The 26,456-nt window shown below is 67.7% G+C and carries 28 protein-coding genes; 15 read left to right on the top strand and 13 right to left on the bottom strand.

Translation table 11 applies throughout. The features are described 5' to 3' along the window. Positions 1–2: 2 nt before the first annotated feature. Positions 3–920, bottom strand: a complete 918-nt coding sequence (locus ACN9MV_RS00460; RefSeq protein WP_093057074.1) for a LysR family transcriptional regulator — start codon at positions 918–920, stop codon at positions 3–5. Between the two features lie 118 nt (positions 921–1,038). Here ACN9MV_RS00460 and ACN9MV_RS00455 point away from each other — a divergent pair, with 118 nt between their 5' ends. From ACN9MV_RS00455 to ACN9MV_RS00445, 3 genes are read left to right on the top strand one after another with little or no spacing between them, the layout of a single operon-like run. Beyond that, positions 1,039–2,406 carry an MFS transporter gene (locus ACN9MV_RS00455; RefSeq protein ID WP_093076532.1) on the top strand — a complete coding sequence of 456 codons (1,368 nt, stop codon included), beginning with the start codon at positions 1,039–1,041 and terminating at the stop codon, positions 2,404–2,406. A 12-nt stretch (positions 2,407–2,418) separates the two neighbouring features. Next, the gene (locus ACN9MV_RS00450; RefSeq protein WP_093076531.1) at positions 2,419–2,928 is read left to right on the top strand and encodes a GAF domain-containing protein; all 510 of its coding nucleotides are present in this window, start codon (positions 2,419–2,421) and stop codon (positions 2,926–2,928) included. Then, a complete protein-coding gene (locus ACN9MV_RS00445; protein ID WP_426390989.1) occupies positions 2,925–4,184 on the top strand; it encodes an amidohydrolase family protein in 1,260 nt (419 codons plus the stop codon). The genes ACN9MV_RS00450 and ACN9MV_RS00445 overlap by 4 nt, the downstream gene beginning before the upstream one ends. A 4-nt stretch (positions 4,185–4,188) precedes the next feature. Here the strand turns inward: ACN9MV_RS00445 and ACN9MV_RS00440 are convergent, their stop codons facing one another. After that, on the bottom strand, positions 4,189–4,995 hold the full coding sequence (locus ACN9MV_RS00440) for a PaaX family transcriptional regulator (RefSeq protein WP_426390988.1): 807 nt from the start codon (positions 4,993–4,995) through the stop codon (positions 4,189–4,191). A gap of 77 nt (positions 4,996–5,072) precedes the next feature. On the opposite strand from ACN9MV_RS00440, the gene ACN9MV_RS00435 reads away from it, so the two are divergent. Continuing rightward, positions 5,073–5,855: a crotonase/enoyl-CoA hydratase family protein gene (locus ACN9MV_RS00435; RefSeq protein ID WP_426390987.1), complete on the top strand. Its 783-nt coding sequence runs from the start codon at positions 5,073–5,075 to the stop codon at positions 5,853–5,855. Here ACN9MV_RS00435 and ACN9MV_RS00430 read toward each other — a convergent pair. After that, a complete protein-coding gene (locus ACN9MV_RS00430; RefSeq protein ID WP_093057080.1) occupies positions 5,845–7,230 on the bottom strand; it encodes a PLP-dependent aminotransferase family protein in 1,386 nt (461 codons plus the stop codon). The two genes, ACN9MV_RS00435 and ACN9MV_RS00430, sit on opposite strands and share 11 nt — an antisense overlap. Before the next feature lie 137 nt (positions 7,231–7,367). Here ACN9MV_RS00430 and ACN9MV_RS00425 point away from each other — a divergent pair, with 137 nt between their 5' ends. The 3 genes from ACN9MV_RS00425 (at position 7,368) to ACN9MV_RS00415 (ending at position 10,558) form a co-directional block, all read left to right on the top strand. Continuing rightward, the gene (locus tag ACN9MV_RS00425; protein ID WP_426390986.1) at positions 7,368–8,654 is read left to right on the top strand and encodes a hydroxymethylglutaryl-CoA reductase, degradative; all 1,287 of its coding nucleotides are present in this window, start codon (positions 7,368–7,370) and stop codon (positions 8,652–8,654) included. A gap of 66 nt (positions 8,655–8,720) precedes the next feature. Continuing rightward, positions 8,721–9,173, top strand: coding sequence for a hypothetical protein (locus tag ACN9MV_RS00420; RefSeq protein ID WP_426390985.1), 453 nt, complete (start codon positions 8,721–8,723; stop codon positions 9,171–9,173). Then, positions 9,170–10,558 (top strand): tripartite tricarboxylate transporter permease, encoded by a 1,389-nt coding sequence (locus ACN9MV_RS00415; protein ID WP_426390984.1) that lies wholly within the window; start codon positions 9,170–9,172, stop codon positions 10,556–10,558. Before ACN9MV_RS00420 ends, ACN9MV_RS00415 begins: the two co-directional genes overlap by 4 nt. On the opposite strand, the gene ACN9MV_RS00410 is transcribed toward ACN9MV_RS00415, so the two are convergent. Then, entirely contained in the window at positions 10,542–11,894 is a 1,353-nt protein-coding gene (locus tag ACN9MV_RS00410) for a hypothetical protein (RefSeq protein ID WP_426390983.1), read from the bottom strand. The two genes, ACN9MV_RS00415 and ACN9MV_RS00410, sit on opposite strands and share 17 nt — an antisense overlap. Positions 11,895–11,987: 93 nt before the next feature. On the opposite strand from ACN9MV_RS00410, the gene ACN9MV_RS00405 reads away from it, so the two are divergent. The 5 genes from ACN9MV_RS00405 to minE all read left to right on the top strand — a co-directional run bounded on the left by ACN9MV_RS00405 (position 11,988) and on the right by minE (position 15,880). Next, entirely contained in the window at positions 11,988–12,410 is a 423-nt protein-coding gene (locus ACN9MV_RS00405) for a hotdog fold thioesterase (protein WP_093057085.1), read from the top strand. A gap of 112 nt (positions 12,411–12,522) precedes the next feature. Then, the gene (locus ACN9MV_RS00400; protein WP_093057086.1) at positions 12,523–13,806 is read left to right on the top strand and encodes a solute carrier family 23 protein; all 1,284 of its coding nucleotides are present in this window, start codon (positions 12,523–12,525) and stop codon (positions 13,804–13,806) included. A 130-nt stretch (positions 13,807–13,936) separates the two neighbouring features. Next, positions 13,937–14,710, top strand: coding sequence for a septum site-determining protein MinC (minC, locus tag ACN9MV_RS00395; RefSeq protein WP_097197515.1), 774 nt, complete (start codon positions 13,937–13,939; stop codon positions 14,708–14,710). Positions 14,711–14,782: 72 nt separating this feature from the next. Beyond that, complete coding sequence (gene minD / locus ACN9MV_RS00390) at positions 14,783–15,598, top strand: septum site-determining protein MinD (RefSeq protein WP_426390982.1); 816 nt, start codon at positions 14,783–14,785, stop codon at positions 15,596–15,598. 3 nt (positions 15,599–15,601) lie between these two features. Continuing rightward, positions 15,602–15,880, top strand: a complete 279-nt coding sequence (gene minE, locus ACN9MV_RS00385; protein WP_093057088.1) for a cell division topological specificity factor MinE — start codon at positions 15,602–15,604, stop codon at positions 15,878–15,880. On the opposite strand, the gene ACN9MV_RS00380 is transcribed toward minE, so the two are convergent. Further along, positions 15,837–17,501, bottom strand: coding sequence for a rhodanese-like domain-containing protein (locus tag ACN9MV_RS00380; RefSeq protein WP_426390981.1), 1,665 nt, complete (start codon positions 17,499–17,501; stop codon positions 15,837–15,839). The genes minE and ACN9MV_RS00380 overlap by 44 nt on opposite strands. A gap of 211 nt (positions 17,502–17,712) precedes the next feature. Here ACN9MV_RS00380 and ACN9MV_RS00375 point away from each other — a divergent pair, with 211 nt between their 5' ends. Further along, positions 17,713–18,648, top strand: coding sequence for a fatty acid desaturase (locus tag ACN9MV_RS00375; RefSeq protein ID WP_097197517.1), 936 nt, complete (start codon positions 17,713–17,715; stop codon positions 18,646–18,648). Between the two features lie 7 nt (positions 18,649–18,655). On the opposite strand, the gene ACN9MV_RS00370 is transcribed toward ACN9MV_RS00375, so the two are convergent. Further along, complete coding sequence (locus tag ACN9MV_RS00370; protein ID WP_426390980.1) at positions 18,656–19,573, bottom strand: alpha/beta fold hydrolase; 918 nt, start codon at positions 19,571–19,573, stop codon at positions 18,656–18,658. Positions 19,574–19,791: 218 nt separating this feature from the next. Then, a complete protein-coding gene (locus ACN9MV_RS00365) occupies positions 19,792–20,394 on the bottom strand; it encodes a TetR/AcrR family transcriptional regulator (protein ID WP_093057092.1) in 603 nt (200 codons plus the stop codon). Positions 20,395–20,563: 169 nt separating this feature from the next. Here ACN9MV_RS00365 and ACN9MV_RS00360 point away from each other — a divergent pair, with 169 nt between their 5' ends. Further along, positions 20,564–21,508 carry a CysB family HTH-type transcriptional regulator gene (locus tag ACN9MV_RS00360; protein WP_093076511.1) on the top strand — a complete coding sequence of 315 codons (945 nt, stop codon included), beginning with the start codon at positions 20,564–20,566 and terminating at the stop codon, positions 21,506–21,508. A 125-nt stretch (positions 21,509–21,633) separates the two neighbouring features. After that, complete coding sequence (locus tag ACN9MV_RS00355; RefSeq protein WP_093057093.1) at positions 21,634–21,897, top strand: hypothetical protein; 264 nt, start codon at positions 21,634–21,636, stop codon at positions 21,895–21,897. An 86-nt stretch (positions 21,898–21,983) separates the two neighbouring features. On the opposite strand, the gene ACN9MV_RS00350 is transcribed toward ACN9MV_RS00355, so the two are convergent. From ACN9MV_RS00350 to ACN9MV_RS00325, 6 genes are all read right to left on the bottom strand, one after another. Then, positions 21,984–22,421: an RcnB family protein gene (locus ACN9MV_RS00350; protein WP_093076666.1), complete on the bottom strand. Its 438-nt coding sequence runs from the start codon at positions 22,419–22,421 to the stop codon at positions 21,984–21,986. A 133-nt stretch (positions 22,422–22,554) separates the two neighbouring features. Next, a complete protein-coding gene (locus ACN9MV_RS00345; protein ID WP_426390979.1) occupies positions 22,555–23,145 on the bottom strand; it encodes a dihydrofolate reductase family protein in 591 nt (196 codons plus the stop codon). Between the two features lie 151 nt (positions 23,146–23,296). Continuing rightward, on the bottom strand, positions 23,297–24,199 hold the full coding sequence (locus tag ACN9MV_RS00340; RefSeq protein ID WP_426390978.1) for a VOC family protein: 903 nt from the start codon (positions 24,197–24,199) through the stop codon (positions 23,297–23,299). 25 nt (positions 24,200–24,224) lie between these two features. Further along, positions 24,225–25,070, bottom strand: coding sequence for an ABC transporter ATP-binding protein (locus tag ACN9MV_RS00335; protein ID WP_256216735.1), 846 nt, complete (start codon positions 25,068–25,070; stop codon positions 24,225–24,227). Then, entirely contained in the window at positions 25,067–25,903 is an 837-nt protein-coding gene (locus ACN9MV_RS00330) for an ABC transporter ATP-binding protein (RefSeq protein ID WP_426390977.1), read from the bottom strand. Before ACN9MV_RS00330 ends, ACN9MV_RS00335 begins: the two co-directional genes overlap by 4 nt. After that, positions 25,887–26,456, bottom strand: coding sequence for an OsmC family protein (locus tag ACN9MV_RS00325; RefSeq protein WP_426390976.1), 570 nt, complete (start codon positions 26,454–26,456; stop codon positions 25,887–25,889). The genes ACN9MV_RS00330 and ACN9MV_RS00325 overlap by 17 nt, the downstream gene beginning before the upstream one ends.

The raw sequence follows: 26,456 nt of genomic DNA, 5'->3' as shown, positions 1-26,456 counted from the left end.
CATCACGAAGGCTGCTCGAACAGCGCCAGCAGCGTGTTCTTCAGCCACTGGTGCAGCGCGGAGGTCTCGTGCCGCTGGTGCCAGAACAGTTCGATGACGCGTGCCGGCGCCTCCAGCGGTACGGGCATGCGGCGCAGACCGGCCAGGCGCGCGGGCTCGAACTTCTCGGACCACGGCAGCACCGCGATCAGGTCGGAGCGGCGCACCACTTCGTACGCCGCTCCGTAGTGGTTCACCGTCGCGACCAGGTTGCGCTGCAGCCCTCGGCTGTGCAGGAACAGGTCGTAAGTCGGCGTGGTCTTGCCGACCAGGCTCACGTCCACATGGCGGGCCGCGAGGAATTTCTTCAGCGGAATCCTGTCGGCGCGCGCCAGCGGATGCCCGGTGCGCATGACGCATACGAAGTCAGGCGACCACAGCGCCCTCGACTTGAGAAACGCCGGCCTCTGCACTTCCTCGTTGTAGACGCTGATCGCGAAGTCGGCCTTGTTGTCGGCCAGCACCTTGTCGAAATCCACCAGCGTGTTGGGAATGGCGTGGATCAACATCGACGGCGCCGCCTTGCTGAGCTTGCTGGCGAGCCGCGGCACCACGATGCCCGAGACGTAATCAGACATCGCGATGCTGAGGCTGGCGGTGCTGCGCAGCGCATCGAAGCGCTCCAGGTCGAGCGTGCCGCGAATCGCATGCAGCGATTGCGACAGCGGCTCCCACAGGTCGATGGCCCGCCGCGTCGGGTTGACGCCAGCCCCGCTGCGCACGAACAGCGCGTCGTCGAAGGTCTCGCGCAGCCGGCGCAGCGCATTGCTGACCGCAGGCTGCGTCAGCGACAGCTTGCTGGCGGCACGCGTGACGTTGCCCTCGGTCATGAGGGCCTCGAACACCTTCAGCAGGTTGAGATCGGCGGAGCGGTAGTTCATCGTGCGGCCTGACCATTCACTGAATCAATAAACACAATCACACGTATAAATTTGTCGTGATATCCCCGCGATCCTACGATCTGCCGCTTCTCTGCACCACCGAAGTCGAGGGATTCACATGACCATGCTGTCGGCCCGCATCGAGCGCCTGCCGTTCTCCGGTTTCCATCGGCGCCTGCTCCTCATGGGAGGACTGGGCTACACCTTCGACGCGATGGACGCCGCGGTGATCGCCTTCGTGCTGCCGGTGCTGCGCACCGAATGGGGGCTCAGCAGCGTGCAGATCGGTGTGCTGGCCAGCGCGAACTTCATCGGCTTTTTCTTCGGCGCCCTCGCGTCCGGCACCTGCGGCGACCTGTTCGGGCGGCGCGTGGTGATGATGTCGGCACTGGCGATCTACTGCGTGGCGTCGCTCTTCAGCGGCATGGTCGACAGCTGGACGGTGTTTCTCGGGCTGCGCATCGTGGCCGGCTTCGGCGCCGGCGCCGAGAGCGCGATCATCGCGCCCTACCTGTCGGAGTTCGTGGCGCGCCGCTACCGGGGCACCTTCACCGGCGCACTGGCGGGCTTCTTCTCGTTCGGCTTCGTGGCGGCGGCGCTGCTGGGCTACTTCATCGTGCCTGCGCATCCGCAGGGCTGGCGCATCGTCATCTTCATCACCGCGATGCCGGTGGTGCTGCTGCTGTGGTGGCGGCGCGCGCTGCCCGAGTCGCCGCGCTGGCTGGAAAGCCAGGGGCGGCAGGCCGAGGCCGGGACCATCGTGGACGCGATGGAGTCCGAGACCGTGCAGCGCGGCCTTGCGCTGCCCGCGCTCAACGCAGAGGACGTGGCCGCCCCGCCGCCCAGCAACAGCCGCGGCAGCCTGCTGAAGAACTACGCCACGCTGGTCTCCAGCAAGCTCATCCGCATCAGCACCATGACCTGGCTGATGTGGCTGGCGATCACCTTCAGCTACTACTCGTTCTTCACCTGGATTCCGAGCCTGCTGATCCAGAACGGCATGACGATCACCAAGAGCTTCGGCTACTCGCTGGTGATCTACCTCGCGCAGATTCCGGGCTACTTCTCGGCCGCGTGGCTCAACGAGAAGATCGGCCGGCAGGCCACCATCGTGAGCTACATGCTGCTGGGCGGGCTCTCGGCGCTGGGGCTGGCCTTCACGCACAGCGACGGGCAGATCATGGCGGCGGGCGTGCTGCTGTCCTTCTTCATGAACGGCACCTATGCGGGCGTCTATGCCTACACGCCGGAGGTTTTTCCGACACAGGTACGTGCGACCGGCTCCGGCCTGGCGTCGGCCATCGGGCGCATCGGCGGCATCACGGCGCCTATCCTGGTGGGCTTCATCTATCCGGCGCTGGGCTTCGCGGGGGTGTTCGGCATGACGACGGCAGTGCTGCTGCTGGGCGCGGCGGCCGTCACCTTCATGGGCATCCCGACGCGCGGCCGTTCGCTGGAAGACATTGCGGCCGCCGAACTTTCCTGACTCAGGGCATCCATGCAACCCAAGCTTCTCGATGAATCGCTGTCGGCCGTCGCGCGCGCGCATGCCGACACGCAACAACCCCAGGCCACCTTCGACGCGCTCGAGAAGGCGGTGGCCGCGACCATCGGCCACCGGCTCTTCACCATCCTGGTGCACCACCGCGAGGCGCGCGAGTCGGAACGCATCTACACCAACATGCGCGAGGCCTACCCGGTGGGCGGGCGCAAGCCGATCACCGATTCGCCGTGGATGCAGCAGGTGATGCAGCGCGGCCTGCCCTACATCGGCCGCAACGCCGACGACCTGCGCGACGTGTTCTACGACCACGAGCTCATCGTGTCGCTGGGTTGCCACAGCGTGCTGAACATTCCGCTGCGCTGGCGCGGCGAGACGCTGGGCACGCTCAACATGCTGCACGAGGAAAACTGGTACGACACCGGGCACGTCGAGCCCGCGCGCGTGTTCGCGCAGCTGGCGCTGCCCGCCGTGATGGCACAACAGACCAAGGAGTCCATGGCATGACGAACACCGTGCTTTTCAAGAACGCCAACCTGCTCGACCCGCAGCGCCCCGAGCTGCTGGAAGACCACCACATCCTGGTCGAAGGCGGCGTGGTCCGCGAGGTTTCCGACAAGCCTATCCACAGCCCCTCGGCGCGCACGATCGACGTGAAGGGCAAGACGGTGATGCCCGGCCTCATCGACCTGCACGTGCACGTGATCGCGGTGGAGCTCAATCTCTCGCGGCAGGTGCATATGCCCAACGTGCTCATCACGCTGCGCAGCGTGCCCATGCTGCGCGGCATGCTGCGCCGTGGCTTCACCACGGTGCGCGACGCGGGCGGTGCGGGCTTCGCGTTCAAGCAGGCGGTGGAATCGGGGCTGGCGCAGGGTCCTCGCCTGTTCGTCTCCGGCCGCGCTCTGAGCCAGACCGGCGGGCACGGCGACATGCGCGCGCGCTCCGACTACCTGATAAGCAACGACGGGGCGTGCGCCACCTGCGTACGCGTCGGTGCGCTGGCGCGCGTGGTCGACGGCGTGGACGCGGTGCGCCGTGCCGTCCGCGAGGAGCTGCAGATGGGCGCTGACCAGATCAAGATCATGGCCTCCGGCGGCGTGGCCTCCCCGACCGACCCGGTGGGCGCCTTCGGCTACAGCGAGGACGAGATCCGCGCCATCGTCGAAGAGGCCCGCGGGCGCGGCACCTATGTGATGGCACACGCCTACACCGCCGAGGCCATCGCGCGGGCCGTGCGCTGCGGCGTGCGCACCATCGAGCACGGCAACCTTGTCGATGCGCCCACGGCCGAACTCATGGCGCAGCTCGGCGCGTATGTGGTGCCAACGCTGGTCACCTACGACGCATTGGCCAACGAGGGCGAGAGCTTCGGGCTGCCGAAGGAAAGCGTGGCCAAGGTGGCCAGCGTGCGCGAGGCCGGCCTGCGCTCGCTTGAGATCTACAAGGCAGCGGGCGTGAAGATGGGCTACGGCTCCGACCTGCTGGGCGAATCGCAGCGCCTGCAGAGCGACGAGTTCCGCCTGCGCGCTGAAGTGCTGTCACCCGCCGAGGCCATTGCCAGCGCAACGACGGTCGCGGCCGAGGTGCTGGGCATGAGCGACCGCCTGGGCCGGCTGGTGCCCGGCGCGCTGGCCGACCTGCTGGTGGTGGACGGCAATCCGCTGCGCGACGTCGGCTGCCTGCTCGGCCAGGGCGAGCGCATTCCGCTGGTCATGAAGGAAGGCGTGGTGCAGTTCGACGAGCTGGGCACCGTCCACTGAAGGGCTACGGCAGCGCCAGCCACTTGCGCCAGAGAACCAGCGCCTTGTCCTGGTAGCGACGGGTGGCAGCGAGCAGCGCGGCGCGCGGTTCGGGCGACATGAGTTCGGCCGGCAGCAGCGGATCGCGGATGAGGTGCGCGATCACGGCACGCCCCAGCAGCAGCGACTCGCGCGTGGCCACTTCGAGCCGCTGGGTGCGCAGCCGCTTCTCGCTGCGTTCCAGGCCCGCCTGCAGGCGGCTGCAATCGGCCGTCAGCGCACGCACATTCCAAAGCTTGCGTGCGGCGGCCTGCGCGGCATCGTCCAGATCGGCCAGCCGGAACACCAGGGCGATGCGCGACAGGCCCAGATCGGCCAGCTGCACGCGCTCGCCTTCCAGCCCACCCGCGAGGTTGTCGGGCCGGATGTTCAGCCCCGGCCGCAGCGCCGCAAAGCCGCGCAGCGACAGCGCAAGAGCGTGATGGCGCCACGCTGTCTTGTCGGCGCGCGGCACGCCGGCGTCGTGCACGGCGAGCCAGTCGCCGTGCCATGCGACGGCCTGCGCCTGCTTGTGCCGCCAGTCGTCGACCGCGCGCGACAGTGCCGGGCCCTTGCGGTTGAGTGCGTAGCTGCCTCGCTCGCCGCGCGCGATCTTGCCCTCGGCCGCGAGCCGCGTCAGGCCCACGCGCAGCGTCGATTCACCGATGCCCATGAGCTCGCCCGCGCGGCACAGCGCCTGCGAACTCAGCGTGCCGCCGTCAGCCACCAGCAGGTCGAGGATCAGCTCCGGCGCGCTGGGGATGGCGACCGGCACATTACATACTTTGTCCATAATTGCGAAACAGAGAAATATTTCCTACGATGCAACCGAGCGACCGCTAATGTAATTTAGCCCGAAAGGATGCACGCATGGCCATGCAGTACGTGGCGTACGACGTGGACCGCACGGTCTGCACCATCACGCTGAACCGCCCGGAAAAGCGCAATGCGGTCGATGGCGTGGTGGCCGCCGAACTGCGCGAGGCTTTCGAGCGCTTCGAGGCCGACGACGCGCTGCGCGTCGCGGTGCTGGCCGGCGCGGGCGGCAACTTCTGCGCGGGCGCCGACCTCTCGGCCGTAGGTGACCCGGCCCGACGCAACGAGCTCGACCCCGAAGGCGGTGGCAGCGGCCCGATGGGGCCGACGCGCATGGGGCTGTCGAAGCCGTTGATCGCGGCAGTGAACGGCTATGCGGTGGCGGGTGGCCTCGAGCTCGCGCTGCTGGCCGACCTGCGCGTGGCCGACGACGACGCGGTGTTCGGCGTGTTCTGCCGCCGCTGGGGCGTGCCGCTGATCGACGGCGGCACGGTGCGGCTGCCGCGCATCGTGGGCATGGGGCGCGCGCTCGACATGATTCTTTCGGGCCGTCCGGTGGGCGCGCCCGAGGCGCTGGCGATGGGTTTGGTCAACCGCGTAACGCCGCCCGGCGGTGCGCTGGCCGCCGCGCAGGAGCTGGCTCACCAGCTCTCTGCATTCCCGCAGCAATGCATGCTGGCCGACCGCCGCTCCGCCTACGCGCAGTGGGACATGCCGCTGGCCGAGGCGCTGCGCCGCGAGGGTGCGCAGGGCGTGCCGATGGTTTTCGCCGAAGGCGAAGCCGGCGCGGCGCGCTTCGCCGGTGGCGCCGGTCGCCACGGGGAGTTCAAGCGCTGAAGAAGCGCAGCGTGGTACGCAGCGCCTTGGCGAAGCGCGGGTCGGCCATGGCGCCCACGTTGAAGCGCGACCAGCGCGACACCTGCGTCGAATCGACGCTGAAGATGCGCCCCGGCGCCATCACGATCTTGCGTGGCAGCAGCTCCTTCGCAAAGGCCAGCGAGTCGGCCACGCCGGGCAGCGCGGCCCACACGTAGAGCGACTGCGGGGTGCGCGCGAACACCTCTGCGTCGACCGAGTCGAACAGCTTGATCGCGTTGCGCGTGGCCTCGCCGAGCCGCGCCTGCAGGCGATTGAGGTGCCGCTGGTAGTGGCCCTCGCTCAGGATGACGTCGACCGTGCGCTCGCAATACTCCGAACTGCTCACGTGGATCAGCGCCTTCAGGTCCGCGAGGTCGCTCGCCAGGTCGGCGCCGCAGGCGATGAAGCCCACGCGCAGCGCTGCGGAGAACGACTTGGAGAAGCTGCCGATGTAGATCGTGCGCTCCAGCTGGTCGAGCGCGGCCAGGCGCGGCAGCGAAGTGGGCTTGAAGTCGGCCAGCGGATCGTTCTCGACGATCAGCAGGTCGTGCTTCTGCGCGAGCTGCAGCACACGGAAGGCCTTGGCGGGCGAGATGTCGGAGCCCGTGGGATTGTGCGCGATCGACTGCGTGAAGAACAGGCGCGGGCGCTCGGCAACGAGCAGGCGCTCCAGCGCCTCGAGGTCGGGCCCGTCGGCCAGACGCGGCACGCCCAGCACCTGCGCGCCCGCGAGCTTGAGCTTGCCGAAGAGGGGGTAGTAGCCAGGGTCGTCCACCAGCACCTTGCCACCGGGTGGCACGAAGTAGCGGATGACGATGTCCATCGCCTCGTTGGCGCCGTGCGTCAGCACGATCTGCCGCGGCTCGGCGCCGATGCCGAAGTCGGCCAGCTTGCGCACGAGATGGTCGCGCAGCGGCGCATAGCCGAAGCGGCTGCCGTAGCGGAACAGCGCGCCGAGCCCCGTGCGGACCACCTTCGGGTGGTACTTGTCGAGCCGCACATCGGCCAGCCATTCGACCGGTGGAAAGCCATCGCCCACCGCAATGGCGTCGGGCTGGGTCTTGAGTTGCTCGCGCATGAGCCACACGATGTCCATGGCGCGGCCGAGACTGCCGGCGTCTTCTTCCACCGGCTTGACCACCTGCTGCGGCAGCACGAAGTAGCCCGAACCGCGGCGCGGCTCGACCAACCCGCGCGACACCAGCAGCTCGAAGGCGGCCACGACGGTGTTCTTTGCGTAGCGGTGAAGCTGCGCAAGCTCGCGCAGAGAAGGAAGCTTGTCGCCGGCCTTGTAGGCGCCGCTGGCGATCTGGCGCGCAAGAGTCTCTGCGAGCGAATCGGCAATGGTGGTCATGGGCGCCGACTGTGACACAGCGGCCCGCTTTCGCGCACCACTGTCCGCACTGTCCCGCCAAACTGTGCCTTCCAGCGGCGGTACAGCCGACCTAAATTGCCTGCTCCCGAATTCATCTTCCGAAGAGACAAGCAACGATGGTCGCCGATTCCCGCATTCCCAACTTCCGCGCACTCACGCCCGCGCAGCGCCTGGCCCACATCGCGCAGGCCGCGTCCCTGGGCGACGAAGAGGTGGCGCTGCTCGCCCAGCCTGGCGCACTGGGCCTGGACCGCGCCAACGGCATGGTCGAGAACGTGATCGGCACCTTCGAGCTGCCGCTGGGCGTGGCCGGCAACTTCACCGTCAACGGGCGCGACTACCTCGTGCCCATGGCGGTGGAGGAGCCCTCGGTGGTGGCCGCCGCCTCCTTCATGGCCAAGCTGGCGCGCGAGGGCGGCGGTTTCGAGGCTTCGAGCACTGGCCCGCTGATGCGCGCACAGGTGCAGGTGATCGGCATCACTGACCCGTACGGCGCGCGACTGGCGCTGCTGCGCGCGCGCGACGAAATCCTTGCCGTGGCGAACAGCCGCGACAAGGTACTGATCGGCCTGGGCGGCGGCTGCCGCGACATCGAGGTGCATGTGTTCGGCGACACGCCGCGCGGCGCGATGGTGGTGATGCACCTGATCGTCGACGTGCGTGACGCGATGGGCGCGAACACGGTCAACACCATGGCCGAGGCGGTTTCGCCGCTGGTCGAGAAGCTCACGGGCGGCACGGTGCGGCTGCGCATCCTGTCGAACCTGGCCGATCTGCGGCTGGCGCGCGCCCGCGTGCGGCTGGCACCCTCGGTGCTGGCCACGCGCGAGCGCAGCGGCGAAGAGGTGGTCGAGGGCGTGATCGACGCATACACCTTCGCGGCCATCGACCCCTACCGCGCGGCGACGCACAACAAGGGAATCATGAACGGCGTCGATCCGGTGATCGTCGCGACCGGCAACGACTGGCGCGCAGTGGAAGCCGGCGCGCATGCCTATGCCTGCCGCAGCGGGCGCTACACCTCGCTGACCACCTGGGAGAAGGACACCGCGGGCGCGCTGGTCGGCACCATCGAGATGCCGATGCCGGTGGGCCTGGTCGGCGGTGCGACCAAGACACACCCGCTCGCACGGCTCGCACTGAAGATCCTCGACGTGAAGTCGGCACAGGAGCTGGGCGAAGTCGCGGTGGCCGTGGGCCTCGCGCAGAACCTCGGCGCGCTGCGCGCGCTCGCCACCGAAGGCATCCAGCGCGGCCACATGGCGCTGCATGCCCGCAACATCGCGCTGGTCGCGGGCGCCACCGGAGACGAGGTCGACAGCATCGCAAAGCAGATGGCGGCCGAGCACGACGTGCGCACCGACCGCGCGGTCGCACTGCTCGAAGCGCTGCGCAAGAAGTAAGCAGACGAGCACCGCGGCGGCCACGCAAGACGGCCGTCAGATAACCACAGACGGAGACATCGAAAAATGAGTGCAGACAGTGCAACGCCCGCCCGCTGGCGGCTGGTGGAGATATGGGGCGACACGGCCGACCTGGGCCACCTCGCGTGGTCGATCGTCATCGGCATCGCGGTGAGCCTCACGGGCTACCTCGTGGCCAGCCGCGTGCTCATGAGCACTGTCGGCACGCCCGAGCTGGCACGGGCCTACGCCATGCTCGCCGGCCTGGGCGGCTGCGTGGTGTCGGGCCTGATCTGCGCAAAGCTCTTCACGCCGAAGCGCGAAGTCGTCGAAGGAGCAGCGGCCGATCCGCGCTGGCGCGAGGAGGTGCTGGCCGAACTGGCCGGCGAGCAAGGCGACCTCGGCTCGGTGGACGACCTGCCGCCTGCCGTGGTGCGCGAGATGAAGGAGCTCGAAATCCACGACCTGTTCGCGTCGTACAAGCCCCGCGCTCGCCGTACCGAAGGAGCCGCGCCATGATCGATGCCTCACTCCTGAACCAGATTCTCGTGGCCACCGGCATGGGCCTGGTCGGCGCCGTCGTGTTCGCGGCCATCGGCCTCGTCTCGGGCACCGACGAGACCACCACGCTCGCGCCGCTCACCCTGCTGGTGGTGCTGCTCGGCGTGCCGCCCGAAGGCGTGTTCACCTTCTTCCTGGCGGCGGCCGTGGCCAAGCACATGACGCATGCGGTGCCCACCGCGCTGCTGGGCATTCCGGGCGACACCATGGCCACGCCGCTGCTGCAGGATGCGAACGTGCTGCGCAACCTCGGCGTGCCGCACATCGCGCTGCGCAAGATGGTGTCGGGCGCGATCATCGCGGCCTTCATCGCGGTGCCGCTGGCCGTGCTGTTCGCGGTGCTGCTGGCGCCCTACGGCGCGGCCATCACCAAGGCGGCTCCGTGGATCTTCGTGGTGGCGGCCGTGGCCATCGCGTACTTCTCCAGCGGGCGCTGGGCCTCGGTGGCCACGCTGGTGCCGTTCGTGATGGTGATCGTGGCGCTGCAGGCGCTCACCGGCAAGTACGGCGTGAAGCTCGGCATCAGCTACTTCCTGGGCATCGCCATCGGGCCGCTGGTGGCCGACCTGTTCTCGGTGATCTCGCCGGCGGCGCGCGCACGCATGAAACGCGACAAGGTCCGCACCTTCTCGCTCGCCCCCGACGTGAAGGGCTGGTCGGGCTACTTCCCGAATCCGTTCAAGGTGCTGGACCGCACGCAGGTGAAGTGGACCTTCGCGACGGCCGCGATCTCCAGCGCCACCTTCGTGTTCAGCCCGGTCGCGATGACCGTGGTGCTGGGCGAACTGGTGGGCTCGCGCATCAAGCATGCGTACCACCGGCTCACCACCACGCTGGCCGCGCGCAACGGCGTGACCGAGGCCACCTACATCGCCGAGGCGCTGATCCCGCTGATCGCCATCGGCCTGCCGCTGAGCCCTGTGGCGGCCGGCCCGGCCGCTCCGCTGTTCAACGCGCCGCCGGTGTTCACCATCGATGCGGCCACCGGCCAGACGCACAACCTGCACAACCTGCTGAACCACTGGGAGTTCCTGGGCTACGGCATGCTGGCGGTGGTGCTCGCTGCCCTGGTGGCCTATCCGTTCACGATGAACTTCGCGCGCCGCGCGGCGCTGTTCGTGTCGCGCAAGGTGAGCCACGAGGCGATCATCGCGACCTTCGTCGGGCTGATCGTGGTCATCAGCGTATGGGAAGGCCAGCTGCTCGGGCTGCTGGTGATCCTGACGATGGGGCTGCTGGGCGGGCTGCTGTCGCGCGCGATCGGGTTCAACACCGGCGTGCAGTTCATGGGGTACTACACGGCGGTGCTGACGGTGCCGGCGGCGATCAAGGCGTTTGCCTAGGGCCGGTGCGCGGCCTGGGTGCCGGCTTGGGCTTGGGCTTCGGCTTGCTCCCGCCGAACATCTTCTCCACCTGCTGCCCCACGCGCGCCCCGATGGCCGTGCCCACGCCCGGCAGCACCGCGCTGCCGATGGCCGCGCCGGTGAGCGCGGCGCCGGTCAGCGAGAGCTCGGGGTCGCTCGCGGTGCCGCCGATCTTCAGCGGCACGCCGATCACGCCGTCGACAAGGTCCACCGCGATCTCGCCGTCGAGCTTGCGGTTGAAGAGCTTCAGGTTGCCGCTTGCCGTGAGCACGCCCGAGCGGGCCTTGAGGTTGGTGTACTGGATCACCACGCCGTCTTCCGTGCCCTGGGTGTCGACTGTGCCGGTGAGCTCGTCCAGCTGCGTCGTGCCACCGCGGCTGACGCCTGCAGTGGCAACGGCCTTGGCCACGTCCAGCTTGGTGAGCGTGGCGGGCTGTACCGAGAAGGTGGTGCGGGTGTGCAGGCTGCGGATCAGCGCGCCCAGTTCCTCGGAGCTCCCGGCCTCGGCCACGAGCGTGGTGTTGCCCGAGAACTTGCCCGCCACCGAGGTGCGGCGGTCGAAGGCCTGCACCAGGCTCTCGATGTCGATCTGGCGCGGCTCCAGTTCGGCGGAAAACTGCAGCTTGCCGTCGGGCAGTGTCTCCAAGCGGGAGACGCCGTTCCAGGTGCCTCCGCCCGCGTCGATGCGGGTGCGCCAGCGGTCCTGTCCGGCCTGGCGGTCCAGGCGCAGGCGCACGGGTGGCGTGACACTGGCGCGCTCGAGCCGGGCCTGACGCGGGCGCCAGCCGGGGTCGAAGCGGACGTCGCCGTCGTAGGCCAGCGAGATGTCGCGCCGGTCGATCCAGACCACGTCGCGCCAGCGCAGCAGTTCCACGGGCACGGGCGCGAGCGTCCATGGCGCGGGCAGCGCGACGACGTTGCCGCTGCCCTCCTGCGGCTTGGGCCCCTTGCCGCGGAACGCCCGCACCGAGGCGCGCGGCAGCACCAGGCTTTCGATTTCGATCTCGTCCACGGCAATGACGCGCTGCAGCAGCGGCGCGAGCTGCAGCCGCAGGGTGGCGCGGCGCAGGGTGATGGGGCGCGGCTGGTCGGTGGCGATGTCGGACAGCACCAGCACGGGCACCGGCAACAGCGACCAGTGGGCGCCGCCTACCTTCAGGGCAACGCCGAAGCGCTTCTCGAAGCCTTCGGCGATCTTCGCGGCCACCTCGTCGTCGGTCGGCAGGCGCGCGCTCACCACCCACACCAGCACGCCCACGCCCAGCAGCAGTGCGACGGCAATGCCAATGAGCCAGCGGCGGACGGGGTGCTTCATCGATTCAAGGTAACACGCAAAGGCGACTCGGTTTGTCAGTCGCAATCGCTATAGTTTTGGCCACTGTTACAGGCACAAAGAAAGAAGCACGCCATGCGTATCTGGAAAAAAGAAATCTCCGTCGAGGCGCTGACACGCAACCACGTGGGCACCGTCGTATCGGCACTGGGCATGGAATTCCTGGAGGTGGGCGACGACTTCATCCGTGCCCGCTGCCCGGTGGACGAACGCACCCGCCAGCCCTACGGCATCCTGCACGGCGGCGTGTCGGTGGTGCTGGCCGAGACGCTGGGCTCCTGCGGCGCCCACTACTCGGCCCCCGAAGGCGACCGCGCCGTGGGCCTGGACATCAACGCCAACCACATCCGCTCCGTCACCAGCGGCTGGGTGATCGGCACGGCGCGGCCGGTGCACCGCGGACGCACCACGCAGGTCTGGCAGATCGACCTGACGAACGAGGCGGGCGAACTGACCTGCGTGTCGCGCATCACGATGGCGGTGCTGCAGCCGCGCTGACCGGCGGGAGCGCCTGCCGCTCCTTCCTTCTTCTCCTGTGGGTGCGGTGTTCAGCGCGGGGTTCATCGACCACAATCACGCCCCACCAACAACCAACAAGAGGAGACAAGAAATGTTCAACTGGACTGAACGGCCCGCGTCCTCGCTGGCCAACGGCGCGGTCATCGCGCCCGACGAGCGGCTGCCCTGGCTGCAGACCGGCGCCATGGGCGTGCAGCACGTCATCGCGATGTTCGGCGCCACGGTGCTGGCGCCGATCCTGATGGGGTTCAGCCCCAACATCGCGATCCTGATGAGCGGCATCGGCACGCTGATCTTCTATTTCGTCACCGGCGGCAAGGTGCCCAGCTACCTGGGCTCGAGCTTCGCCTTCATCGGCGTGGTGATCGCGGCCAGCGGCTATGCGGGCAAGGGGCCCAACGCCAACATCGCGGTGGCTCTGGGGGGCATCGTGGCCTGCGGGGTGGTGTACATCCTGATCGGGGCCATCGTGCAGGCCGTCGGCACGGGGTGGATCGAGCGCTTCATGCCGCCGGTGGTCACGGGCGCGGTGGTGGCGGTGATCGGCCTCAACCTGGCGAGCGTACCGATCAAGAACATGGCGGCCAGCAACTTCGACTCGTGGATGCAGGCCGTGACCTTCCTCTGCGTGGGCCTGGTGGCGGTGTTCGCGCGCGGCATGCTGCAGCGCCTGCTGATCCTGGTGGGGCTGATCCTGGCCACTGTGGTCTATGCGGTGCTGACCAACGTCATGGGCATGGGCAAGCCGGTCGATCTGAGCGGCATTGCCAACGCGGCGTGGTTCGGCCTGCCGACCTTCACGACGCCGGTGTTCACGGCCAACGCGATGCTGCTGATCGCGCCCGTGGCGATCATCCTGGTGGCGGAAAACCTCGGCCACCTGAAGGCGGTGACGGCCATGACGGGCCGCAACCTCGACCCGTACATGGGCCGCGCTTTCATCGGCGACGGCATTGCCACGGTGGTGAGCGGCGCCGCGGGCGGTACGGGCGTGACCACCTACGCCGAGAACATCGGCGTGATGGCGGCTACGCGCATCTACTCGACGGCGGTGTTCGTGGTAGCGGCCGTCATCGCGCTGGTGCTGGGCTTCAGCCCCAAGTTCGGCGCGCTGATCCAGGCGATTCCGCTGCCGGTGATGGGCGGGGTGAGCATCGTGGTGTTCGGCCTGATCGCCATTGCCGGCGCCAAGATCTGGGTCGACAACAAGGTCGACTTCTCGCAGAACAAGAACCTGATCGTGGCGGCCATCACGCTGATCATCGGCACGGGCGACTTCACGCTGAAGTTCGGCGACTTCGCTCTTGGCGGCATCGGTACCGCGACCTTCGGCGCGATCATTCTTTACGCCCTGCTGGGCCGTTCGAAGAACTGAAGCGAAGCCCCCCGGAAAAGTGCAACCTCATGAAAGAAGTGTTCTCCGAGGGGCCTGAAGCGGGGGGCGGTTCACCGGGGTTTGGCCCGCGCCCGTTAGACTCCAACGCTTTTCGCACCGACGTTTTCCAATGGCCGATGTCTCCGCCGCGCGCACCAAGGCGGTTTTCGAATTCAAGAGCGCCACGCTGCCGCTGATCGCAGTGATCCTCAAGACGTCCGACCTGGACGTGCTGGCCGAGGCACTCGACGCCCAGCTGGCCGATTCGCCCGACTTCTTCGAGCAGGAGCCGGTGGTGATCGACCTCTCGCTGCTGCAGGAAGCACAGGGCGAGGGTGGCGAAGCCGTCGGCGACATCGACTTTGCCGCCCTGCGCAGCCTGCTGGCGCGCCACCAGACCCAACCCATCGCGGTGCGCGGCGGCAATGCCGGGCAGAACGCCGCGGCCCGGGCTGCCGGCCTTTCGGTGGCGGCCATGCCTGCAGCCCCCGCACCCCGCGCCCCGGCGCCGCCGGCCGAGGCCCCCGCCTCGGAAGCCCCGCAGATCGTGCGCGAGGTGCCGGTGCCGGCCAACGGCACGCTCTTGATCGACAAGCCACTGCGCTCGGGCCAGCAGGTGTACGCCCGGGGCGGCGACGTGGTGGTGACGGCGGTGGTGAGCTTCGGCGCCGAGGTCATCGCAGACGGCAACGTGCATGTGTACGCACCGCTGCGCGGCAAGGCCATTGCCGGTGCACGGGGCAACACCGAGGCGCGGATCTTCTCGACCTGCATGGAAGCGCAGCTGGTGGCCATTGCGGGCATCTACCGGACCAATGAAGTGCCGCTGCCCGATACGGTGCTGGGCAAGTCGGCCCAGGTGCGGCTGGACGGCAAGAAAATTGCGATCGACGCTATTCCATGACCCGGATCACCGGCTCACGGAACGCGGCGACCCTGACAAGCAACAACTGAATCGAAACAAGAAGGAATGGCCATGGCCAAAATTGTGGTGGTGACTTCGGGCAAGGGCGGCGTCGGCAAGACGACGACGAGCGCCAGCTTCGCGTCGGGCCTCGCGCTCGCGGGCAAGAAGACGGCGGTGATCGACTTCGACGTGGGCCTGCGCAACCTCGACCTGATCATGGGCTGCGAACGCCGCGTGGTGTACGACCTGATCAACGTCATCCAGGCAGAAGCCAACCTGAGCCAGGCACTCATCAAGGACAAGCAGTGCGACAACCTGTTCGTGCTGGCCGCATCGCAGACGCGCGACAAGGAAGCGCTCACGCAGGAAGGCGTGGAGAAGGTGCTGACCGACCTCGCCGCGATGGACTTCGAATACATCGTCTGCGACTCGCCCGCGGGTATCGAGACCGGCGCCATGATGGCCATGCACTTCGCCGACGAGGCGCTGGTGGTGACCAACCCCGAGGTTTCTTCGGTGCGCGACTCGGACCGCATCCTGGGCATGCTCAGCAGCAAGACCAAGCGCGCCAAGGACGGCAGCGAGCCCATCAAGGAGCACCTGCTCATCACCCGCTACAACCCGAACCGGGTGGCGGGCGGGCAGATGCTGTCGCTCGAAGACATCCAGGACATCCTGCGCATCAAGCTGATCGGCGTGATCCCCGAGTCGGAAAGCGTGCTGCACGCTTCCAACCAGGGCGTGCCCGCGATCCACGACAAGGAAACCGACGTGGCGCAGGCCTACAGCGACGTGGTGGCGCGCTTTCTCGGCGAAGACAAGCCGATGCGCTTCGTCGACGCCGAGAAGCCGGGCTTCTTCAAGCGGATTTTCGGAGGCAAGTAGTCCATGTCCTTTCTCTCGTTCCTGCTGGGCGAAAAGAAGAAGACTGCCAGCGTCGCGAAGGAGCGGCTGCAGATCATCCTCGCCCACGAGCGGTCCAGCCTCAGCGGCAAGAAGCGGCCCGACTATCTGCCCGAACTCCAGCGCGAGCTGGTGGCGGTGATTTCCAAGTACGTGTCCATCAACGCGGAAGACATCAAGGTGCACCTGGAGACCCAGGACAACCTCGAAGTGCTCGACATCAAGATCGAGCTACCCGACCCGACTCCTGCGCCGGCGCGCTGAGCGGAAAGAAGCGAAAGCGCACGGACGGGTCCTGCAGGACCCGTTCTGCCAATGCGCGTTCCCACGCGAGGTAGTCGGCCCAGGCCGCATCGCGGCGCGGACCGAACACGCGCATTACCGAGCCCCAGTCGTCGTCGAAGGGGGTCAGCAGCTGGGCCGCCACGAAAGCGGTCGCGAGCGGCCTGCCGGAAGCCTTCCAGCCCTGTGTTCCGCCCTGGAGCCAGGTGAACACCGCCCCCGAACCTGGCCAGCGCTGGTGCGCATCGCGCGCCACGCGGGCGGCGGCCGTGCCGTCGGGCGAGGTGAAGACCAGTGTGCGACCAGCCACGGCGTGCGAAGCCAGTGGCGCCAGCGAGGCCGGCAGCATGTAGAGCGCGCCCGGCAGGTGGCCGCGCTCGTAGTCGAGGCTGGGGCCGACGTCGATCACCGTGACGGCGCCGTTCCTGCGCAGCTGGGCCAGCGCGTCGGGGGCGAGAGGCGAAGGGGCATCGTTCACCGTCGCTGCGGTGGCGGGCGGTGCCTGGTCCGGTGCCAGCTCGCCTTCGTAGACGTAGATCTCGGCCTGGTTGAGCTGCGTGAGCCAGAAGCTCGTGATGGCGGCGCGCAGCCGATGCGCCGGGTCGTCGATCAGCACGATGCGCGCGCCACGCGTGCCGACGAGGTTCTCGAAATGCATCAGCAGCTGGCCACCCGATACCTGCTGCACGCCTGTGCCCGCGAAGGCCGGGTCGGCGGTAGGCCGCACGTCGAAGACGTAAAGAGTGCGTTCGTTGTCGTCGTCGCGCCAGCGGGCGAGCTGTGCGGCGTCGGCCACGGGCAAGGCGAAGCGTTCGAACAGGTCGTCGGCGATGCGGCGCAGCACTTCGGGGGATTCGGGCGGCAGTTCGTCGCTGGGGGCTGCGTTCTGCACGGTCGGTGCGCCCTGCAGGCCCCAGGCCATGACGCCGTCCTCGACGAACACTGCATCGGGCGCGCGGCCCAGCAGCCGCAGCGTGGTCGCACCGATGATGCCGCGGGTGCGGCTGAAGCAGTTGATGGCCCAGAGATGGTCGTCGGCCCCGTGCGGCTCGAAGCGGCGCAGCGCCAGCTCGGTGCCTGCGTGATTGCGCGCGCCGGGCAGCGAGAGAAATTCGAACTCGGCGCGCGGCCGCGCATCGACCAGCGTGGTCGGCCGGCCTTCGCGCTGGCGTGCGCGCAGCGCCTCGATGGGCAGTGCCGGCGTGCCGTAGTGCAGCCGCACGCGGTCGCCGAAGGCCTTGACCAGGGTACCGTAGCCGTCGATGGCGGGCAGGCCTTCGGTCACCCAGCGCTGCAGGCCGCCGTCGAGCGTGCGCACGTCGGTGTAGCCCAGGCGCGCGAGTACGGCCACGGCGGCTTGTGCAACGCCGTCGGGCGCGTTGTAGTCGTCGTAGAGCACGACGGGCGTGGAGCGGCGCGGCACCAGCGTGCCGGCCTGCAGCTCGAGCCCGCTGAAGGGTGCGTTGCGCGCGAGGTTGGGGTGGCGCTGGACGAACCACCGGGTTTCGCGCACGTCGAGCAGCGCCAGCTCGGCTGCGGGCTCTTGCAGCAGCAGAGCCTGCAGGTCTGCGGGGGTGACGGTTTTTGCCCTGGTCGGATTCATGTGTACTTGCTTTCGGGGTGCGTGCGAATGACACCGGGTACTCCCCTCCGCGAATGTCCCCCATCGGCGTGATCGCACCCTGAACAACGGCAACAAAACCAAGCGTAGACCGCATAGCGCCAATGCGGGAAAGAAGTTTCACGCCGATGCTTATGCGAAATGCGCGCATGCAGACAGGTTCTTCATGCCTAGCATCGCAGTCCTTCGCACCATGACAACGACTGCCGATCCGTCCATCGCCCTGGCACGCACACGCCGGCACTGGTGGTGGCACTACGAAGTGCCCACGCTGCTGCTGGCCACCGTGCTCTATGCCGCATGGGCCGCGCTGCTGTGGTGGCACGCGGCGCTGCCGGGCTGGGCGCTGTTCCTTGCCGGCGGCTTTCTCGCGCAACTGCACTTCTCTTTGCAGCACGAGAGCATCCATGCGATGCGCCACCTGCCGAAGTGGCTGCGCCACGCGGTGGTGTGGCCGCCGCTGAACCTGTGGCTGCCGTATCCGTTCTACAACCGCGGCCACAGCTCGCACCACGTCAACTTCCACCTCACGCACCCGGAGCGCGACAACGAAAGCGCCTACCACTCGGCACCCGCATGGGCGGGCTACGGCCCGGTGTGGCGATGGATCTACATGGCCAACCAGACGATCGCGTTCCGCGTGGTGCTGGGGCCGTTCCTGCGGCTGTGGAAGCTGGTGCGCTTCGAAACCGCCCAGGTGCTGTCGGGCAATTTCTCGCGCCTGCCGACGTGGCTCTGGCATGCGCTGAGCGTGGCGCCGGTGCTGTATTACGTGACCGCCGTCTGCGGCATGGGCTTCGGCGAGTACCTGCTGTACTTCGTGTACCCGGGGATGATGCTGGGGTCGCTGCGCACCTTCACCGAGCATCGCTGGGCCGATACGCCGCACGAGCGCGTGGCCATCGTCGAATCGAATCTCGTGTTCGGGCTGCTGTACCTCTTCAACAACCTGCACCACGTGCACCACCGCGCGCCCACCATGCCCTGGTACGAGATACCGGTGTACTTCCGCAAGCATCGCGCGGCGGTGCTCGCGGCGAACGGCAATTTCTATTACCGGGGGTATGGGGAGATCGTGCGGCGGCACCTGTTCAGGCCGGTGTTCACCCCTGTCCACCCCACCTGGTAGCGCGGGTTCAGTCCGCCGCCACGAAGCGCGTGACCTGCGCCAGTACCTCGGCCTCCTTGAGGATGCGGCGATGCCCCCAGCCCTGCGTAGCCACGAGCCGGGCGCCCGCTATCGCGTCACGATACGCCTCGGCGTCGGCAAAGCGGTTCACGCGATCGTCGCGGTCATGGACGATCAACGTGGGCTGCGCGATGCGCGGGCCCACCGCCGCTGGCTCCAGTTGCGGCATCAGCACGCCTTCGCGCGATTCGAACAGCCGCTGCATCGACAGGCGCGTGGCTTCGTTGAGACCGAAGGTGTGCGCGAAGTAGCGCGTGTATTCGCGCGGCGAAGCGGGCGGCGCGAGCAGCACGAGGCGCTCTGCCGGCAGGCCACGCGCCGCAGCGAGCGCAAGCCCGTTGGCGCCAAGCGAGTGCGCGACTGCGGCACGCAACGCGTGGCCATCTGCCACGAGCCGGGCCGTGACGTAGGCAATGGCGCGCGCGAACTGCGGCGAGTTGCTCATCGTGCCCGCGCTGCGGCCATGCGCCGGCAGCTCGAGCAGCACGGGCCGCAGGCCCGCAGCCGCCACGGCCTGCGCGAGCGGCAGCATCTGCCCCGCGTGCCCGCCCCAGCCATGCACCAGCAGCACCACCGGCGCGGACTCGGCACCCGAGTCCTGCGCGGCCAGGTGGTAGATGCCGACGCTCGCGTCTTCGAAGGCCCAGCCCTCGCGCCGCCATTCCGCGCCAGGGCCCTGGCCGCGGTAGAGCCACTTGGGCGGCAGCGGCGTGCCGAACAGGCGGTAGGCGGCGCGCACGCCGAGCGCGGGCCAGAGCCGCTGCGACGTGGTCAGGCCGAAGCGCAGCGCGCGCATCGTGCGGCTAGGCTTGTAGTAGTTCGACTGCGCGGCATGGCCGGCGGCCGGCGTGGAAGTGCTCGTCATGACGTGGCGTTCCTTCCGGGCGTTCAGTACCAGACCCAGTCCTGGTTGCTTCGGGGCAGGCTGCGCAAGGTGTCGCGAAGGCCCTTGGCACCAACGACGAGCGCGTAGGCGGCAAGAAAGAGGGCAATGATCAGCATGGTGCTTCTCCTATTTATCGCACGACTGTGCGAAATTCTGGCAAATGGAAACGTGAGAGATCCGCCTGCTTCGTGAACAGGTCAGGCGAGGTAGCTGGAAAGAAGCCGCTGCCAGGTCTGCATGGCGCGGTCGGCCGCCTGCGGATCGCGCAGGAAGCGCGCGTCGTGCAGCTGGGTCATGGTCAGGCCGTTGAGTTCGCTTACGAGCTGCGCGGGGTCGGTGTCGGCCTTGAGCTCGCCGGTCTCGATGGCTTGCAGCACGGTGCGGCGCAGCGCAGCGCGCCAGCGGGTGATCTCGCCCAGCAGCATGTCGCGCAACTCGCCTTCGCGGTCGTCGAACTCGAAGGCGCCGGCTGTGTAGAGGCAACCGGTGTGCATTTCGACGTCGCGCGTGCGGGCGATCCAGCGCGCGACGATCTCGTTGAGCCGGGGCAGGCCCTTGGGCTTTTGCATGGCGGGCACGAACACCTCGGCCAGGAAGCCGCGGCCGTACTCTTCGATGACAGCCTTCTGCAGCGCCTCGCGCGAACCCACGCGCGAGAACACGCCGCTCTTGGACAGGCCCAGCCGGCTGGCCACGGCCTGCAGCGTGATCGCTTCCAGGCCTTCGGCCAGCGCAAGATTCATCGCAGCGCCGACGATGGCGGCACGGGTGAGTTCGCTTTTCTGGGTCTTGGCGTCCATGCGGCAAACTTTAGCACAGTCGTGCGAAATTTCAAACAACCACTCCTGGAGCGCCTTAAAGATGTTTTACTCATGTGAAACCAACAAACGCATCGTTCCCCGAATAAGCACTTCTGCCGAGAATCGCCGGTCGGCCCCAACCGGGGCCCTGATGACTCTTCCGCGCCAGATGAACTTCCAACAACTGCGCTCGGTACGCGAGGCCGTTCGTTGCGGCTTCAACCTGACCGAAGTCGCCCACACCCTTCACACCTCCCAGCCCGGCGTGAGCCGGCAGATCCGCGAGCTCGAGGAGGAACTCGGCATCGAGCTCTTCGTGCGCGCCGGCAAGCGGCTCACGGGGCTCACCGAGCCCGGCGGGCACGTGCTGCCGATCATCGAGCGCATGCTGATGGAGAGCAGCAACCTGCGCCATGCGGGCCAGGAATTCGTCGCGCAGCAGAGCGGCCTGCTCTCGGTGGCCGCCACGCACTCGCAGGCGCGCTATGCAATGCCGGTGGCGGTGCAGGAGTTTCGCGCGCAGTTTCCGAACGTGAAGCTGCACCTGCACCAGGGCTCGCCCAAGCAGATCGCGCAGATGCTGCTCGACGGCGAAGCCGACGTGGGCATCGCCACAGAGGCTCTGGGCGACTATCCGCAGCTGGTTGCCCTGCCCTGCTATCGCTGGACGCATTCGGTGATCGTGCCGCCGGAGCATCCATTGCTCGACGCGCCGCTGACGCTAGAAGCGCTCACGCGCTATCCGCTGATCACCTACGACACGGGCTTCACGGGCCGTTCGCGCATCGACGAAGCCTTCGAGCAGCGCGGGCTGCAACCCAACATCGTGCTGGCCGCGATGGACGCTGACGTGATCAAGACCTACGTGCAGTTGGGCCTGGGCATTGGCATCGTCGCCGGCGTGGCCTACGAAGCCGAGCGCGATACGCAACTTCGCGCGCTCGATGCGGGTCGGCTGTTCGGCATCAACCTCACCAAGCTCGCGGTGCGGCGCGGCACCTATTTGCGCAAGTACGTCTATGCCTTCATCGAGTCGTTCGCGCCGACGCTGACGCGCGCGGTCGTCGAGAAGGCTCTGGGCGACGAGGCCAGGGCCTCTCACTACGAAATCTAGAGCCTGTCCAGAGGCTGCGGCGTGGTGTGTACTGCGGACGACAGAATGGTTAAAAAAGAAGAATGCAGCTTCACACAAGGGGCGTACATTCGGGTTAATTCCCTGGCTTCCTGGACGGATCAGCAATGGCATCGACCCCGCAGCAGCAGCAACAGCAAACAAGGGCCGCCCTCAAGGCGGCCAATGCAGCCGAGCGGCGTGAGAGATTGAGACGAGCCTTGCCCGCAACGGTAGAGCTGCTGCAAAGCCGCCAGGCAGACCGCATCGACGACGCCGACATCGACGCGTATGTGAGCCTCAACTGGCTCGAGTGGCATGGTGGCGGCCTGCGGTTGACCATCACCGGGCGCAATGTGTGTGCCCAATCGGCGCCCACCGCGCTGGTCTGAAGACCGGCTCCGGCGTTCCATCAAAAGAAAAACCGCCACAGTTGCCTGTGGCGGTTTTTGTGCTGTCTGCCCGACTGGCCGTCTGGTTACTGGCCAGCGATGATGTTTGCGATCACACCGGTGGCGATTGCCGCGAGCACGAAGTCTCCGCCCACGCCAACCCATTGATAGCCACGGGGCGGCTGCTGGAGGCGGTAGGCACGCCAGTCTTGCACCACGTAGTTGCGGCCACGGTACTCGGGCGGCACGCGGCCACCACGGCGCCATTCGGCATGCGGCTGCGGGAAGCCACGGCGATCGAACTGGCGGCCGTCGCGGAAGTCCTGGTTGCCGCGGTAGTAACCGCCTTGCGGACCACCTCGGCGGTCGAAATTGCGGTCGCGCTGTTCATAGCGTCCGTCGCCTGGACGGCCATCGCCCGGGCGGCCATCGCCATGACGGTCTTGCGCAAAGGCGCTCCCTGCGGCCATGCACATCGCGAGCGCTGCTGCGGCGACTGCCATGCTCTTTGAATTGCTGATCATCTGGAACTCCTTCATGCGTTGATGACGAGTCCATTGTGGGCCGCACTTGTGTCCGCTTCGGGCACTTCAGGTCGCGGTCAGGTGAAATCAGGTAAGTGCTGGTATCCGCGCGGCGCCTTGTCCTTCAAGCCGCTCAACCCGGCGTGTAGCAGTTGACCACCATGCCGCATTCGTACGCCGTCGAACGCAGCAGCCGCAGCTTGTGGCCCTTGCGCTGGTCGTGGAACACAGAACGCCCCGCGCCCACCGCCATGGGGTTCACGAAGAACTGGAACTCGTCGACCAGCCCCGCTGCAACCAGCGCGGATGCGAAGCCGACACCGCCGATGGTGATGATGTCCTTGCCCGGTTCACGCTTCAGCACATTAACCTCCTCGGCCATGCCGCCGCGCGCGATGACCGTGCGCTCCCAGCGCGAGCCCGCGAGCTTGTCGGTGAGCACCACCTTGCGTGCGTCGACGATCTTCTGCGCAAAGGCGTAGTGCGGGTTCGCAGGAAAGTTCTTCGCCGCGCGACCCCAGTGATCAAGGTAGCCCTCTTCCGCGATCAGCCGGCTCAGCAGGATGGTGTCGATGCCTTCGAAGACGGCGTTGAAGTCTTGCTTCAGCTTGTCGTCCCAGCCCCAGCGATCACCCCAGCCCCACAGTTGCCAGTCGAGGTTGCCATTGGCTGGCGAGACATAGCCGTCGACCGACATCTGCATCTGGAGGATGAGCTTTCTCATACCGGTTCTCCTTCATGAGGACTGAAACAACCGCTTGTTGAATGCAAGCAGTGCCAGTATGCAGAAGAAGATGCAGGCCGAGCTGCGCAAGGCACATCTCGGCGGGCACTAACGTCGATACAAGATGCTCAAGGGTGCGGCAACGGCCAGCTCATCCGCCGACCAGGCTGTTGACCTGGTCGCTGCGCGAGCTGCTGCCGTGCTTCACGTGACGGTCCAGCGGTGGCAGGTCGAGTTCGATCAGTGCGCCATGCGCACGTGCAAGGTCGAAGGTGCCGGTAGATTGCGGCCTGTCGGTATGCAGCACCAGCGCATACGGGCCCTCACCGCGCGCCGCAATGCGTTGCGCGAGGATGCCGCTGCCCTCCTCCGCATCCGGCACATTGTTGTTCTCGCGCGGCGATGAAAGCACGAGCACGCTGCCTCCCAACGCGATGATCGCCACGCGCACATTGCTGCCGGGCACCGCCACGGGCTCGCCGATGTGCGCGTCGGCATCGTCGGGCACGGTGCCGAGCAAGGCGCGGTAGCGCGCCAGCGTGGCGTCGAGATCGCGCACCGCAATGGCCAGGCTCGCCACGCCGAGCGCGCCGTTGGCATGCACGCGCACATCGCCTTCGGGCACGCGCAATGCGCGCGGCGTGAGGTCGCCGCACAGGAAGGGCAAGTCAGCCGAAGGCGCGCGCGCCGTCTGCCAGCGCAGGCGCTCGCCATCGGGGCGCACGCGGCCGCCGTCGAGCGGGCCATCGAGTGCGAGCCCCCGCGCCTTCGCGTCGGCCACGGTGGCGGCGGTGTCGCGCGGCAGCAGCGCGAAGTCGACGATGCCTTCGCCGTGGCGTTGCAGCAGCTGCCACCAGCGTTCGGTGGGCGACGGTTCGCGCCATGCGATCAGCTCGAAGTAGCTGCCGTCGCCGAACACCACCAGCGCGTTGTGCGTGGCACGGCCCGGATGGTCGCCGCCGCGCAGCACATGGAAGCCCAGCGTGCCGTAGTCGGCAATGGTGCGTTCGAGGTCGTGCACCGCGATGACGATGTGGTCGAGTTTCAATGACATGTGTTTTCTCCCGTGGATGGCCGGATCAGGAAGCAGTGCGCGCCGCGCCATCACCGCCAAGGTAGGCATCGCGAATGCGCGCATCGGCCAGCAGCTCGCGCGCCGGACCCGAGAGCACGATGCGCCCCGTCTGCAGCACATAGCCGTGATGTGCAATCTGCAGCGCGAGGCTCGCGTTCTGCTCGACCATGAACACCGACACGCCCTGGCTGTTGATACGCGCGATGAGCTCCAGCACCTTGTCGACGTACAGCGGCGACAGGCCCATGGTCGGCTCGTCCATGCAGATGAGCTGCGGGCGGCCCATGAGCGCGCGCGCCATCGCCACCATCTGCTGCTCGCCACCCGAGAGCGTGCCGGCCTGGAACTCGATACGCTCGGCCACGCGCGGAAACAGCTCCAGCATGCGTTCGAGGTCTTCGGCCACGGCCTTGCGGTCGCTGCGCGCGTAGGCGCCCATCAGCAGGTTCTCGCGCACGGTCATTGCGGGAAACAGGCGACGCGCTTCGGGCACCGAGCCTATGCCGCGGCGGATGATCTGCGGAGTGCTCAGCCCAAGCATCGATTCGCCGTTGAAATTGACTTCGCCCGAGCGCGGCTTGAGCAGGCCGAGCACGATCTTCATTGTTGTCGACTTGCCGCTCGCGTTGCCGCCGAGCAGGCTGACGATCTGGCCCTTGCGCACTTCGATGTCGAGATCGAAGTGGGCCTGGACGGGGCCGTAGAAGCTGTTGATCTTCCTGAGCTGGAGCAGGGGCTGCAGCGACCCGCTGGAAGCAGGTGCAGCGGCGCGTTCGGGCAGCCCCTCGTCCCTGCCCTCTCCCCAGAGGGGCGAAGGAGAAAGACCGGTGCGCGCGACGGTGGCGATCATGCGGGCACCGCCTCTCCGACATGGCGATGGCCCAGGTACGCCTCGATCACCGCCGGGTCGTTGCGCACTTCGTCGGGCAGGCCTTCGGCGATCTTGCGGCCGTCGTCGAGCACGGCTACGCGGTCGGACAGCTGCATCACCAGGTCGAGCTTGTGCTCGATCAGCAGGATGGTCTGGCCGCGCGCCTTCAGGCCGCGGATGATCGCCAGCATCTCCGCCGTCTCGCTCTCGTTCATGCCGGCAGTGGGCTCGTCGAGCAGCAGCAGGCGCGGCTTGAGCGCCAGCGCCCGTGCGATCTCCACGCGGCGGCGGTTGGCGTACGAGAGGCTGTACGCGGGGTGATTGATGCGCGGTGCGAGGCGTTCGCCGAAGAGCGCGATGATTTCTCGTGCCTCCTCACGCAGCGCCTGTTCTTCGCGGCGCACGGCACCGGGCTGCACCAGCGCGAGCGCGAGTTCGGCCAACGCACCCAACCCTGGCACACCACCGATGCGAGGTTTCACGGCGCGCAGCCGCGTGTGTGCGCCGACCAGCACGTTGTCGAGCACCGAGAGGTTCGCGAACACACGCCCATGCTGGAAGGTGCGCGCCAGCCCGCGCTGCGCGAGCTGCTCTGCCGGCAGTCCGGTGATGTCCTGTCCGTCGAACAGCACCTGCCCCGCGTCGGGCTTGTCGAGACCGGTGACGAGGTTGAACAGCGTGGTCTTGCCCGCGCCGTTCGGCCCGATCACGCTCAGCAGTTCGCCCTCGCCCACGTGCAGGTCGACGGCATCGACGGCCGTGAGCCCGCCGAAGCGGCGCACGAGGCCGCGTATCTCAAGCAGCGATGGCATCGGCTTCCTTCTTCGCCGCTTGCGCCTTCGAGTTGACCAGCTTCACCTCGGCGCGAATGGTCTGCGGATTGCGCAGCAGGTTGAGGATCGGGCAGTTGCGCTCCACCGCCTCGAACAGCGCGTCGATGTCTTCGCGGCTTGCGGGCGAATCGATGTGCACCGTGTAGCCGATCTCGTGCGGCCAGATCGGCGTCTTCTCGTGGCCCGGCTTGCCGCCTCGCGGATCGATGATGCCGGTCACTTCCACTTCGAGGCTTTCGAGCGGCACCTGCCGTTCGGCCGCCTGGATCAGGAAGATGTGCGTGACGCAGGTGCCGAGCACGCCCAGCTGCAGCTCGGGCGAGCTGGGGCCGAGGTTGTAGCCCGCGAAGTCCGGCGGGCTGTCGCTGATGATCTGGTGCTCGCGGATGCGCAGGCGGCGCACGCCGCTGCGGCCTTCTGCCTTCACGCTGGCCTTCAGTTGCACGGGCTGTGCGGTGCCTGCTTCGACGGCGGCATTGCGTGCCAGCACGGCGGCGCGTTTCTCGGCGAGGTAGTCGTTGAGGTGGCTCAT

This window comes from Variovorax sp. R-27 (genome assembly GCF_049913215.1).
Lineage (GTDB): Bacteria > Pseudomonadota > Gammaproteobacteria > Burkholderiales > Burkholderiaceae_C > Variovorax.
Note: the sequence above shows the minus strand (reverse complement) of the source record. Positions and strands in the feature narration are given on the sequence as shown.